Raw genomic sequence first — 13,054 nt, 5'->3', positions numbered from 1 at the left:
ATTTTTGATGATTTTGAGCCTCATTTTTATTTCATGTCATACAGATAAATCAACTTCTGTTGAAGAAGATAAAGAGAAAAAGGAAGATAAGATTTCTGCGGAAGAAATGTCGAAACAATTACAGGAAGATGGTTTTAAAAGCTTTACTTATAAAGAAGGTGACACCACTTACTTAATGCAACAATATTATATGGTTTTTTTGAAATCTGGGCCAAATCGAGATCAGGATTCGCTTAGTTTAGCAAAATTACAACAGCAGCATATGGCGCATTTAGAACGAATGGGTAATGAAGGTTATGCCAGTTTAATTGGCCCATTTGAGGATAGCAGCGATATAAAAGGTATTGCCGTTTATAATACCAGAACACTAAAAGAAGCCGACAGTTTAGCCAATTTGGATCCTATGGTAAAAGCGGGACGATTAACTATAGAAGTTCATCCCTGGTGGACAGCCAAAGGCAATAAATTAAATTAAGCCTTAGATTTAATAATATTGATAATATCCTGCTTTTGTAAAACACCAGATTGGCGCCAAAGTTGAGCTCCATTTTTAAACAACATCATGGTTGGGACACCTCTTACCTGGTATTTTGCCGCAAGTTGCTGATTTTTATCTACATCGATTTTAATGATCTTGATATTTTCACCAAGTTCAGTCTTTACTTCTTTTAAAATTGGCGCTAAAGTTTTACATGGGCCGCACCAATCTGCATAAAAATCGATTAAAACAGGATTTTCGTCTGCGATGATATCTCCAAAAGTGCTCATATTATTTGTTTTACGTGGTGGTTTATCATTGCTGAAATTAAATAAAATACCGCAATATTTTTTACAATCTTAATGCTTCAGCTTTACGTAAATTTAGGAAATTCAGAAGAAAATTAAAATGCAATCCTGTTAAGTGTTCGGCTTATTTTTCAGCAACACAAAAAACATCTACACTCACTTCTCTTCCTTCCAGTTTTTGTGGCCCTAAAGGTTTTACAATGAAGTTTTCGGCAATTTTAGGATTCTCGTTTACCTTGCCAGAGATAAGGATTAATTTATCATAAGTTTTGCATAATCCCTCTATCCTTGAAGCCACATTTAAAGTATCTCCATGATAAGCAATTTCACGCTTAATATCACCAACTTCTACTGCAGTAACCAAACCTTGATGGGCGCCGGCTTTAAAAATAGGAACGTGATCGTAGGCCCTTAAATAATGCTCTTTTTTATGCTGAAATCGTTTGTGGACGGCGTAGAAAAATTCGATCGCTAAAGAAGAATCAAAGCATCTAAGCGGCCAGCTTACTACAATTTCGTCACCTACGTATTGATAGATCTGGGCATTATATTTTTTTACCATTTGATTAATGTCCATAAAGCTTTCCTGGATAAAAGCACTATAGCGCAAATGCCCAAGCTTTTCGGCCAATTGGGTAGAATCCTTAAGATCCAAAAACATAAATAATCTATTCTCTTCAGCTGGATAACGGAACTTACCAAGTAAAAAAGGTAAGATAAGACCTGGCCCAAATTTATTGGTCATCTGATTAATAAAGCTCAACACCAAGGTCATAAATAGCGTATAACTTAAGATGATCACGTTGTAGTACTCCCAATTCATCCTAATGATATGCTCGGTATATTGATTTAAAAACGTGCCGCTAATAAATTCTATAACAATATATCGTAATAGAAAAATTATCGAAGTAAGTACCGTAAAATAGAGTACACCACCCACCAGAATATTAAAACCTAACGAGCGATTTCTAAACATATAATTTTTAAGAAAATGGTCGATGATCCCCAAAGCTAAACCCAACAATGCACCAAGGCTAAGAAACAGGGTAAGCACGCCAGAAATAGAAATATCTGTAGGTCTTCCCATGGCCTGTAACACAGACAATGCGGTGAAATGTATAATTAAAAACAATAATCCATAAGCAAAGATCCAGAAGATGATCTGTTTAATGATCTTGCTTAAAAATGGATATTGGTTAGAAAAGCTATAGAAATTTACAGCGTAATATTTTCCCATAAGCTTTGTAGTTTTTGTTCGAAGAATTTGTGATGACCGATGAAAAAAATTGGATAAACAAAAGTATAACTTTTAAACGCATTGATTTTAATTCTAAGCAAAATAATGCGATAAAACAGCCCCGAATTTTTTTAAATCCGGGGCTATTTCCAACAATTAACAAATAACAAGATTCAAACTATTGCCATCCTCCCCCAAGTGCCTGGTATAAATTTACCATAGAATTTAATTGGGAGTATTTGGCATTGATCAGATCTAATCTGGAGTTTAACGCATTTTCTCTTGCCGTTAATACTTCCAGGTAGTTCGCTAAACCATAGTTTAGCAATTCTTCAGAATAATCTGTAGCAGTGCTATACGAATCGTATTCTTTTTCTTTGATCTCGATACGATCTGTAGAGGCTTCGTAATTATAAAGAGCATCGGCAACTTCTTTAGTGGCTGTTAAATAAGCCTGTCTAAACTGTAATCTTGCCTGCTCCTGCTGTGCCTGGGCCACTTCGTACTGTGTTCTTATTTCTCTTCTTTGGAAGATCGGTTGGGTAAGTCCACCTACGATCGTCGCAAATAATGAATTAGTGTCAAAAAGATCTCCTGCACTTAAAGCCTGTAATCCGCCATTTGCCGTTAGGGTGATCTGTGGATAAAAGTTTGCTCTTGCTGCATTGGTTAGCTCAAAAGCATTAACTAACCCATATTCTGCCTGCATAACATCTGGTCTATTTCTAAGCAATTGTGCCGGCACGCCCGTTTTCAATTCGGTTTCGATCTCCTGTCCTTCTAATGTTGTACGATCGATCGATGTTGGCTCTTTTGCTAAAAGAATTGAGATCGTATTTTCTAGTAACCTAATCTGGTTATTAATATCGATCAATAAGGCCTGGGCAGTATATAATTGTGCTTCTGTTTGTTTCACACCAACTTCAGTAATGTTACCGGCTTCTTTAAGAGCTCTATTGGTTTCCAGACTTTTCTTTCGGTTTTCGATGGTTTTTTCAGTAACCTCCTTTTGTTCATCTAAAGCCACTAATTGGTAATAACTTGAAGCAATATTAGCGATCAAGGTTGTTTTTACTGCCTGATGCGCCGCAACACTCTGCAGATAACTGGCTTCAAAAGCACGTTTATTACTTCTAATTCTTCCCCAAATATCAGCTTCCCATGAAAGGCTTCCTGAAACTTCGTATTGATCTAAAGAAGAGAATAATCCACCAAACTGACTGTTAGAAGAAAGTTCCTGGTGAGTTAGTGAAGCATTTCCTGATAGTGATGGGAAATAACTTGCTTTTCCTTGTTTAAGGTAAGCCTCTGCAGCAAGAATTTGCTGCATGGCTACTCTAATATCGATATTATTTTCCAGTCCTTCTTCAATATATCCTTGTAGAATAGGATCTGTAAACATATCCTTCCAGGAAACATCGGCCATTGTGATACTATCCTGTGGCAGGCTGTCTGTTCTATAATTTTCTTCTTTTACCACCTCTGGTCGCTCGTATTCTTTAGCAACAAAACAAGATTGCAGGCTAAGAATCACCAATGGAAAAACCAGGATTTTAAAATTTATCTTTGTTTTCATCTTTAATGGCTTTCTAAGATTCTGTATTTTTTACGGCTTCTGGTTTCTTTCCAACTTTCTCCTGAAGCCACTGGAATAGGATAAATAATATTGGGATTACAAATACACCTAATATCGTACCTATCAATAATCCTCCAACGGCGCCGGTACCAATTGATCGGTTACCCGCTGCACCAACTCCGCTAGCCAGTACTAAAGGCATAAGTCCAAGAATAAAGGCAAAGGATGTCATAAGGATTGGACGCAAACGTGCTTTTGCACCATCAATGGCCGCATTTACGATAGATTCACCATTTCTACGTCGCTGTATCGCAAACTCTACGATAAGAATCGCGTTTTTTGCCAGCAACCCTACCAGCATGATCAATGCGATCTGGAAGTAGATGTTGTTCTGCAGTCCCATTAATTTGGTACTAAGATAAGCCCCAAAAATACCTAAGGGTAATGAAAGAATTACTGAAAATGGTAACAGGTAACTCTCATATTGTGCTGAAAGCAGGAAGTAAACAAATACCACACATAAGATAAAGATCATTACGGTCTGGCTACCTGCATTTACCTCTTCACGAGTTAGTCCTGAATAAGCAATATCATAGTTATTTGCTAATTTAGAAGCTTCAGATTCTACGATATTAATACCATCACCAGAACTAAATCCTGGGTTCATCGCAACGTTTAAAGTGGTAGAGTTAAACAGGTTAAACCTTGTTACAGATTGTGGTCCATAAACACGCTCTAAACTTACATATTCGCTAAGCGGCGACATATCACCGGTTTCTGTACGAACAAACATTTTGTTTAGATCATCCTTGTCGGCTCTTTCGTTTGGATAGGCCTGAATATACACACGATATTGTTTACCAAATCTAGAGAAATCGGCTGCATAGATACCTCCTACATACCCCTGAATGGTCGCAAAAATATCACTAATAGTTACCCCGGTTTGCTTGGCCAGTGGAATATTAATATCCATCTGGTATTGTGGGTAATTAGTATTAAATGCAGATTGCGCGTATTGAATTTCTGGATGTGACATCAGGTTTTGCATAAACTCCTGATTCGCCTGGTCAAATTCTTTAAAGTCACCACCAGAACGATCCAGTAGATTTACTTCAACACCAGATGAAGCACTAAATCCAGGAATACTTGGTGGGGCAAAGAAAATAATGTTTGCATCTGGAATCGTACTTGCGATACCAAATAACTGTCCGGTTATTGCGTCTGCAGACAGTGAATCTTCTTCTCTCTGGCTCCAGTCTTTTAATTTAATGAATCCAAGAGCATAGTTACTACCCTGTCCATTCAATAAACTAAATCCGTCTACCATGTTTAGTCCTTCAACTCCTGGTAGATCTTTTACTTTATTGTAAAGTTCTCCAGTGATTTCGTGAGTTTTATCTAGAGAAGAACCTGCAGGTAATTCAACATTGGCAAACACAATACCTCTATCTTCATTAGGTACAAATCCCGTAGGAGTTGTAGTAGACGTCCACCAGATACCAACTGCTGAAAGTATAAGGATCACAGCTGTAATCCATTTGTGTTTGTATAAGAAATGCAATGATTTACCATATCGATGAATTGTGGCATTGAATCCACGGTTGAATGCAGCATAGAAGCGCTGTAAGAAATTTTTCTTCTTATGATCTTCATGCTCGTCATGTGGTTTAAGGAATAATGCACACAAGGCCGGACTTAATGTTAATGCGTTTATCGCTGAGATAAAAATTGAAACGATAAGCGTAATACCAAACTGCTCATAGAAAACACCTGTAGGGCCAGTAATAAAAGTTACCGGAATAAATACCGCTGCCATTACTAAAGTAATCGAAACGATCGCTCCAGAGATCTCGTGCATGGCATCTATAGTTGCTTTTTGAGCATCTTTGGCACCTTCATCAATTTTGGCGTGTACAGCCTCTACGACAACAATCGCATCATCCACTACAATACCAATGGCAAGTACGAGGGCGAAAAGCGTTAAGAGGTTAATCGAGTATCCAAACAGGTTAAGGAAAAAGAATGTACCCAGGATCGATACCGGTACTGCAATCGCAGGAATAAGTGTCGATCTAAAATCCTGAAGGAAAATAAATACTACAACGAATACTAAAATAAAGGCTTCAAAAAGTGTATGAACTACTTTGTCGATAGAAGCATTAAGGAATTCGTTAGTGTCAAATGGTATAAAAACATCCATTCCTTCTGGGAAGTCCTTTTTCAGTTCTTCCATTCTGGATTTAATGTTTTCAATAATTTCCTGTGCGTTAGATCCTTTTGTTTGGTAGATCGCCATACTCACACTAGGATGCCCTAATGTTCTGGAACTTACCTGGTAATTTTGTGCGTCTAACTGAATCTCAGCAACATCTTTAAGTCTTAAAAATTCACCATTACCAAGAGCTTTGATGATGATATCTTCATATTGGCCTTCTTCTTTATAACGACCTGGATATTTGATCGTATAAGAAAAAGTTTCTCCACTGTTTTGACCAAGTGTACCAGCCGCCGCTTCTAAACTCTGTTCGTTTAGTGCTGCGGTTACATCTGAAGGTACAAGATCGTAGTTTGCAAGTTTATTTGGATCTAGCCAAATTCTCATCGCGTAATCCTGACGAGAAAATACGTTCACATCACCAACTCCATTTACCCTTTTAAATTCAGGTACAACATTAATGTTAAGGTAGTTGTTAATGTATGTAGCATCATAATCTGGGTTTTCAGAATAAAAAGACAAGAACATTAAAGAACTGGTCTGTCTTTTCTGAGTTACCACCCCTGCCTGGGTTACCTCCTGCGGAAGTAATGGATTGGCTAATGCTACACGGTTTTGTACGTTTACCGCATCAATATCTGGATCTGTTTCCTGATCAAAATAAACGGTGATCTCAGCAGTACCATTGTTGGTAGCTGTAGAAGTAATGTAGGTCATCCCCTCAACCCCGTTAATCTGTTCTTCAATAGGGATAATTACACTCTCCAAAATCGTTTCAGCACTGGCACCTGTGTAATTTGCGGTTACCTGTACGGTAGGTGGAGCAATATCTGGATACTGCTCTACGGGTAAATTGCTAAGCCCAAGAACCCCCAAAATAACAATGATAATAGATATCACTGTAGAGAGGACGGGCCTTTCTATAAATGTTTTAAGCATTGTCTTGTTATCTAAGGATTATTGAAATAATTGATCTACCGGTTTAGCAATACTATCAAAAGCAACTTCTTGTGGCTGGATCTCTGCGCCTGGACGTAGTTTCCCGGCACCTTTAGCTACAATTTTGTCACCTTTTTGTAAACCAGATTCTATAACATACAGGTTTCCAATAGCTGCTTTGGTTTCTATCGCAGCAGAAGATACTTTGTTTCCTTCGCCAACTTTATATGCTAATACTTTTCCTTGTTGTTCGAAAGTTGAGTTTTGTGGTACTACCGTTGCATCTTCGTAAGTCACCGGGATTTTGATCGTACCACTGTTACCGTTGGTAATAAGTTGATTAGGATTATCGAAGATCGCTCTAAAGCTCACCGTACCTGTATTTTGATTTACTTGTCCCGTTACGGTCTGGATCTTACCTTTCTCTTCGTAAGTAGCTCCGTTAGTTAATACCAAAGAAACTTCAGGGAAGTTATCTACTTTTTCCTGGCGGTTTTCACCCTCAGTAGATTGGATAAAGTTTAGATAATCAGATTCGTTCATCGAGAAATAAGCATATACTTTCTCAATATCAGATACCGTAGTAAGTGGGGTCGTATCGTTTGGTCCTACAAGTGTTCCCTGTCTTAATCGGATTGAACCAACATAACCATCTACCGGGCTTTTTACTGTCGCATAACCAATACTAGCGCTAATACTTTCGTATTGACTTTTAGCCTGTTCTAACTGTGCTCTTGCAGTTTCTAACTGCACTTCACTAATAATGTCTTTTTCTACTAGTGGAGCTAAACGATCTACTTCTACTTGTGCGGCATTAACGCTTGCTTTTGCAGCATTTGCATCCTGGGTTAGCGATTGGGTTTCTAGTTTAAAAAGTGGCTGTCCTTTACGAACTTTTTCACCTTCGTCTACCAAAACCTCCTGGATGTATCCCTGTACTTTAGCGCGTACATCACTGTTTACGATACCTTCGATTCTTGTAGGATACGAGTTGTATCCCGTTACCGTTTTAGTGGTAATTGTTACCACAGGTAAAGGCATTGCCTGTTGCTGTGCCTGTGCCTGCTGCTGGTTAGACTTATCATCTCCGCAAGAAATGAGCATAAGAACTCCAGCGGCAAGACCAATATAAGTTTTAATTGTTCTCATTATTAAATAATTAGGGGTAAGGATTATTAGATTTCTATTTTAGACATTTTGTTTATTACGCTCTCAATATTCACTTTTTGAGATTCTAAATACTCTCTGAACAACAATGCGATTTGCCCTGTGTTCTGAAACTTCTGAGTATTATTTGTTTTGTTGAAGTTTATGATCTTATCAATCAATTTAATTTCTTCAGTGATGTTTACATGATACTCTTCGAGTGTATTTTTTAAATAATAGGTACTGGCTCGAAAATATCTTTTACGATCACCGGGTTTTGTAAAATATTCTACTTTTTTAAGTTGTAAAAGATGATTTAAATGAGTAGAAACAGAGCTTTTACTGGCCTTTGTGATCGATAAGATCTCATCGAAAGTGTGCCCGTCTTTAGGTGATAGAATCATTATAGCATAGATTCTTGCAGCCAAAGGCGCTAATTGATGCACCTGTTCAAATCGCACTCCTATCTCCTCGATCAACTTCCCTTTTTCTTCTGAACAACAATTCATGATTCAAAATTTAGAAGTGCAAAGGTATGATTGGTTCGGAAACTACCGAACTAAATAAACTTAAAAAAAAGTTAATTATTTTCTAGCGCGTAGAAAATCGAATTCATTGCTCTTCAAAAGGAACCCAATACGTATTACACTGCGATATTGATCGTACTCAATAAGATTTTCGTCGTAACCGGTAAACCATTCTAATACGATAAATTGGTTAACGCTATTAAAAGGATTGTATAAAATTCTTGGTCTCGCAGCACCTTTCCAGTCTAATGAAAGTCCTTTTTGAAGCATCAATTGCGCATAAAGTCTATTTGGGATAAACTCATAATCAAAATTTAACTGACCGTATCCAGAGTAATCCATAAGGTCTGGATTACTCTCTTTGTAGTAAAAAGGCAGCCAGGCTTTCACTCCTGCCACAAGTTTTTTAGAAATTGCCCGGTGATATTCTAAAGAAACAAAATTCCAGCTACGAGAATAGATACTGTCTCGACCATTCGATTCGTGCTCTAAAGCCAGTGTTGCTAAAGAATTTACCCTGTTATCTTTGTCGTAGAAATATTTGGAATACGCAATTCCAGGATTAAAATTTATTTCCTCAAAAGGGCTGGAAAATTCGTAGATGTTCCAGAAAGCCTTTTGGGTGTATTTCAAAAATAAATAAGAATCCTGGGGCACTTTTTTTCTAAAAAGTAATTGCTTAAAACTTACCTGGTATTTAGCATCTGCAGTTTTTTTGCTAATCCCAGTATGCGTAGGAACTCCGGTAATAAAATAATTGTCTTTATGAATGGTAAAAGATGGAATCGTCTTTACACTATCCTGTAATTCTTCTTTTGTAAGTCTTTGTGCATAAACAGGTTTAAGTAGAAAACAGAAAGTAAATAAAGCAAAGAGGATTTTCATCAAAATAGAATTCAGTTGTTGAGGTTGACTTTAAAAAATAACAGTAAAAACCGATTTTTGAAAGTTTTAGAACCAGTTTTGCAAATTTAGGGCTTCGATTTTATTTATAGATTGGTTTAACAAATAAAAAAGCCCTGAAAAAAACAGGGCTTAAATCTATATTTTTAAGCTGAAATTATTCGCCGTAAATACCAATTTTTAGCTCACCCTTTTTATTCATGGTAGCGCGGTACATCCCGGCAGTATTAAATTCCATCGCTACATTACCATCATGATCTATGGCAATGATTCCGCCATCGCCGCCCATTTCTGGTACTTTTTTCTGAATAACCTCAGCAGCAGCTTCCTGTAAGCTCAATCCTTTATATTCCATTAATGCTGAAATATCGTAAGCTACCACGCCACGAATAAAAAATTCTCCCCATCCGGTAGAAGATACCGCACAGGTTGCATTGTTAGCGTAAGTCCCGGCACCGATAATGGGAGAATCGCCAATTCTATTCCATTTTTTATTGGTCATCCCGCCGGTAGAAGTTCCCGCTGCAAGATTGCCATTTTTATCTAAAGCAGCACAACCTACAGTTCCAAACTTCGAATCTTTTATAAAACTATCGTAATTGGCAGCTGTTTTATTTCCTGCTTTTTCGACTTCACGCTCTTTTACACGTTGTAAACTTTTAAATCGATTTTCGGTATAAAAGTAGCTAGGATCAACGATTTCTAGTCCGCGTTGCGCGGCAAATTTTTCAGCTCCTTTCCCGGCAAGCAATACATGTTCAGAGTTTTCCATTACTTCATACGCCAGGTTGATTGGATTTTTTACATTCGAAACTCCGGCAACAGCACCGGCATTTAAAGTTTCACCATCCATGATCGAAGCATCCAGCTGGTTGGTTTCGTCATTTGCAAAAACCGCCCCTTTAGCCGAATTGAACAAAGGAGAATCTTCCATCACATTTATAGTTCGTTGTACTGCTTCGATCGCTGTCCCGCCATTTGCTAAAATTTCGTGACCTGTTCTTATGGCTTCTTCAAGTTTTACTTTGTAAGCTTTTTCCAGAGAATCGGTCATGTTTTTTTTGAGGATCGTACCGGCACCACCATGAATTACAATCCCAAAATTAGGAATACTGTCATTTGTATTTTCGGTTGCGTTTTCTTCGGAAGTTGAAGAAGTAGCACTTTCTTTTTCTGAAGTTTCTCCGCAAGAAATAAAGGCGAAAATGCTAAATAGAAGGAGTAGTTTTTTCATCGAATATTAGAGTTTAGATGGCCTGAAGTTATATAAATTAATTGAAATGTTTAAAACTGCGTTAGTGATAGCAGTGAAAAGCCCGTAAAGCGCCTTTTTTGGCGCTGCGGACTTGCAACGAATAGCACGGTGGCCAAAAAAACGCAGTGATTTTGGCCAAACGCCCTAATTTGTATAATACAATATACACTTATAGGATTTCTAAAAATCATCCTGAAATCGCCCAATCTTAGCCATAGTAAAGCGCCAGATATTTAACGAATCTTGGGTTTCTTTTGTTCATATTGTGTAATTTTAGATTCAAAAATTAAATTATGGCTGTAGCTAAACCTTTTAATCTTACCAAGTGGATCGAAGAGAACCGCGATACTTTGAAACCACCGGTTGGAAACCGAAATTTATACAGAGAGGCAGAGGATTATATCGTGATGATCGTTGCCGGGCCAAATGCCAGAAAGGATTATCATTATAACGAAACTGAAGAATTATTTTACCAGCTGGAAGGGAATATCGAAGTTCATATTCAGGATGAAGGTGTGAAAAAAACCATGAAATTGGGGCCTGGAGATATGTATTTGAATCCGGCTAAAGTGCCACATTCACCGGTTCGTCACGAAAATTCTTTAGGATTAGTGGTAGAGCGCAAACGAGTGGATTTGCCGGGTGAAGATGGCTTGTTATGGTTTTGTGATCATTGTAATCATAAATTGCACGAAGTTTATTTTCCACTAGAAGATATCGAAAAAGACTTTTTAAAACACTTTAAAGACTTTTATGCTAGTGAAGACTTAAGAACCTGTGATAATTGTGGAGAGGTAATGCCAACCGATCCTCGTTTTGTGGCAGACGAAGATTAAGCTTTTGAGCAAACAAACCACACGCACATAAAAATGAGTCAGATCGCAAAAGATTTTGGAATTGATAAAGCCTTAGAAGAATTAGGGCTGCAAGATATAAACAACGGAACTTCGACAGGAAAAGATTTCTTTTCTGGCGGAGAAATGATCGAATCTTACTCTCCGGTTGATGGAGCTTTAATAGGAAAAGTAAAAGCCACCACATCTGAAGATTACGAAAAAGTGATCACTAAGGCAACCGAAGGCTTTAAAGAATGGCGAACAATGCCGGCTCCGCAACGAGGTGAAATTGTTAGAAAATTTAATGATGAGTTACGTCGATTAAAAGAACCGCTGGGAAAACTGGTTTCTTACGAAATGGGAAAATCATATCAGGAAGGTTTAGGCGAAGTTCAGGAGATGATTGATATATGTGACTTTGCGGTAGGATTATCACGACAATTACACGGTTTAACAATGCATTCTGAACGTCCCGGACACAGAATGTACGAACAATACCATCCATTAGGAGTTGTGGGGATTATTTCAGCATTTAACTTTCCGGTGGCAGTTTGGTCGTGGAATACTGCTTTGGCTTGGGTTTGTGGCGATGCTTGTATCTGGAAAGGTTCAGAGAAAACTCCGCTTACCTCGGTAGCTTGCCAGAATATCGCTGCTCGTGTGTTTTCTGAAAACGGAGTGCCAGAAGGTATTTCCTGCTTGATCACCGGCGATTATAAAGTAGGTGAGTTAATGACCAAAGATGAGCGAATTCCGCTAATTTCTGCAACGGGTTCTACCAGAATGGGAAAAACCGTAGCGAAAGAAGTGGCCGGTCGTTTAGGAAAATCATTGTTAGAATTAGGTGGAAATAACGCCATTATCGTTACTCCAGATGCGAATATTAAAAATACGGTGATCGGTGCGGTTTTTGGCGCGGTAGGAACTTGCGGGCAACGTTGTACGTCCACCCGAAGATTAATTGTACACGAAGATGTTTACGATAAAGTGAAAAATGCGATCGTAGATGCTTATAAGCAAATTAAGATCGGGAATCCGTTAGATGAAAATAATCACGTTGGACCGTTAATCGATAAAGATGCGGTAAAAAATTACCAGGCTGCTTTAGAAAAAGTGGTTGAAGAAGGCGGAAAAGTTTTAGTAGAAGGTGGCGTTTTAGAAGGTGAAGGTTACGAAAGCGGTTGCTATGTAAAACCTGCAATTGCTGAAGCCGAAAATCATTTTGAGATCGTACAACACGAAACTTTTGCACCGGTACTTTATATTATGAAGTATAAAGGTGATGTTGGGAATGCGCTAGAATTACAGAACGGTGTTCGGCAGGGACTTTCTTCGGCGATTATGACGAATAATTTACGAGAAGCCGAGCGTTTCTTATCGGTTGAAGGTTCAGATTGTGGTATTGCCAATGTAAATATTGGAACTTCAGGAGCTGAAATTGGTGGCGCTTTTGGTGGTGAGAAAGAAACCGGTGGCGGTCGTGAATCTGGATCTGATGCCTGGAAAGTCTATATGCGCAGACAAACCAATACGATCAATTACACGACAGAATTACCTTTAGCACAGGGAATCAAATTTGATTTATAGCGCAAAAAACTAGTGCTTAAATTATACAATATCAACCTCGTAGTTTT

11 protein-coding genes are annotated in these 13,054 nt (G+C 38.1%); 3 read left to right on the top strand and 8 right to left on the bottom strand.

Annotated elements, in window-relative coordinates; genetic code table 11:
- Window positions 1-7: 7 nt before the first annotated feature.
- Window positions 8-475, top strand: a complete 468-nt coding sequence (locus INR75_RS03775; RefSeq protein ID WP_223090834.1) for a YciI family protein — start codon at window positions 8-10, stop codon at window positions 473-475.
- Here the strand turns inward: INR75_RS03775 and trxA are convergent.
- The 8 genes from trxA to INR75_RS03735 all read right to left on the bottom strand — a co-directional run bounded on the left by trxA (window position 472) and on the right by INR75_RS03735 (window position 10,563).
- The gene (gene trxA / locus INR75_RS03770; protein ID WP_223090833.1) at window positions 472-768 is read right to left on the bottom strand and encodes a thioredoxin; all 297 of its coding nucleotides are present in this window, start codon (window positions 766-768) and stop codon (window positions 472-474) included. The two genes, INR75_RS03775 and trxA, sit on opposite strands and share 4 nt — an antisense overlap.
- Window positions 769-910: 142 nt before the next feature.
- Complete coding sequence (locus INR75_RS03765; protein WP_223090832.1) at window positions 911-2,023, bottom strand: adenylate/guanylate cyclase domain-containing protein; 1,113 nt, start codon at window positions 2,021-2,023, stop codon at window positions 911-913.
- 178 nt (window positions 2,024-2,201) lie between these two features.
- Window positions 2,202-3,599 carry an efflux transporter outer membrane subunit gene (locus INR75_RS03760; RefSeq protein WP_223090831.1) on the bottom strand — a complete coding sequence of 466 codons (1,398 nt, stop codon included), beginning with the start codon at window positions 3,597-3,599 and terminating at the stop codon, window positions 2,202-2,204.
- Window positions 3,600-3,612: 13 nt separating this feature from the next.
- The gene (locus INR75_RS03755) at window positions 3,613-6,753 is read right to left on the bottom strand and encodes an efflux RND transporter permease subunit (protein WP_223090830.1); all 3,141 of its coding nucleotides are present in this window, start codon (window positions 6,751-6,753) and stop codon (window positions 3,613-3,615) included.
- Between the two features lie 18 nt (window positions 6,754-6,771).
- Entirely contained in the window at window positions 6,772-7,902 is a 1,131-nt protein-coding gene (locus INR75_RS03750; RefSeq protein ID WP_223090829.1) for an efflux RND transporter periplasmic adaptor subunit, read from the bottom strand.
- 26 nt (window positions 7,903-7,928) lie between these two features.
- Entirely contained in the window at window positions 7,929-8,408 is a 480-nt protein-coding gene (locus INR75_RS03745) for a GbsR/MarR family transcriptional regulator (RefSeq protein ID WP_092539683.1), read from the bottom strand.
- Window positions 8,409-8,483: 75 nt separating this feature from the next.
- Window positions 8,484-9,311 (bottom strand): phospholipase A, encoded by an 828-nt coding sequence (locus INR75_RS03740; protein ID WP_223090828.1) that lies wholly within the window; start codon window positions 9,309-9,311, stop codon window positions 8,484-8,486.
- 175 nt (window positions 9,312-9,486) lie between these two features.
- Window positions 9,487-10,563: an isoaspartyl peptidase/L-asparaginase family protein gene (locus tag INR75_RS03735; RefSeq protein ID WP_223090827.1), complete on the bottom strand. Its 1,077-nt coding sequence runs from the start codon at window positions 10,561-10,563 to the stop codon at window positions 9,487-9,489.
- Between the two features lie 314 nt (window positions 10,564-10,877).
- Here INR75_RS03735 and INR75_RS03730 point away from each other — a divergent pair, with 314 nt between their 5' ends.
- Both INR75_RS03730 and INR75_RS03725 read left to right on the top strand, forming a co-directional pair.
- A complete protein-coding gene (locus tag INR75_RS03730; RefSeq protein ID WP_223090826.1) occupies window positions 10,878-11,420 on the top strand; it encodes a 3-hydroxyanthranilate 3,4-dioxygenase in 543 nt (180 codons plus the stop codon).
- 33 nt (window positions 11,421-11,453) lie between these two features.
- Complete coding sequence (locus INR75_RS03725) at window positions 11,454-13,007, top strand: aldehyde dehydrogenase family protein (protein WP_223090825.1); 1,554 nt, start codon at window positions 11,454-11,456, stop codon at window positions 13,005-13,007.
- Window positions 13,008-13,054: the final 47 nt, after the last annotated feature.

This window comes from Zunongwangia sp. SCSIO 43204, assembly GCF_019904275.1.
Lineage (GTDB): Bacteria > Bacteroidota > Bacteroidia > Flavobacteriales > Flavobacteriaceae > Zunongwangia > Zunongwangia mangrovi.
The sequence above is the reverse complement of the archived record's forward strand: the minus strand, read 5'-3'. Positions and strand labels throughout refer to the sequence as shown.

Bases quoted from the DNA above. Each gene is read 5' to 3' on its own strand.
- INR75_RS03775 (WP_223090834.1), top strand. From the start codon at position 8: ATGATTTTGAGCCTCATTTTTATTTCATGTCATACAGATAAATCAACT.
- trxA (WP_223090833.1), bottom strand. From the start codon at position 768: ATGAGCACTTTTGGAGATATCATCGCAGACGAAAATCCTGTTTTAATC.
- INR75_RS03765 (WP_223090832.1), bottom strand. From the start codon at position 2,023: ATGGGAAAATATTACGCTGTAAATTTCTATAGCTTTTCTAACCAATAT.
- INR75_RS03760 (WP_223090831.1), bottom strand. From the start codon at position 3,599: ATGAAAACAAAGATAAATTTTAAAATCCTGGTTTTTCCATTGGTGATT.
- INR75_RS03755 (WP_223090830.1), bottom strand. From the start codon at position 6,753: ATGCTTAAAACATTTATAGAAAGGCCCGTCCTCTCTACAGTGATATCT.
- INR75_RS03750 (WP_223090829.1), bottom strand. From the start codon at position 7,902: ATGAGAACAATTAAAACTTATATTGGTCTTGCCGCTGGAGTTCTTATG.
- INR75_RS03745 (WP_092539683.1), bottom strand. From the start codon at position 8,408: ATGAATTGTTGTTCAGAAGAAAAAGGGAAGTTGATCGAGGAGATAGGA.
- INR75_RS03740 (WP_223090828.1), bottom strand. From the start codon at position 9,311: ATGAAAATCCTCTTTGCTTTATTTACTTTCTGTTTTCTACTTAAACCT.
- INR75_RS03735 (WP_223090827.1), bottom strand. From the start codon at position 10,563: ATGAAAAAACTACTCCTTCTATTTAGCATTTTCGCCTTTATTTCTTGC.
- INR75_RS03730 (WP_223090826.1), top strand. From the start codon at position 10,878: ATGGCTGTAGCTAAACCTTTTAATCTTACCAAGTGGATCGAAGAGAAC.
- INR75_RS03725 (WP_223090825.1), top strand. From the start codon at position 11,454: ATGAGTCAGATCGCAAAAGATTTTGGAATTGATAAAGCCTTAGAAGAA.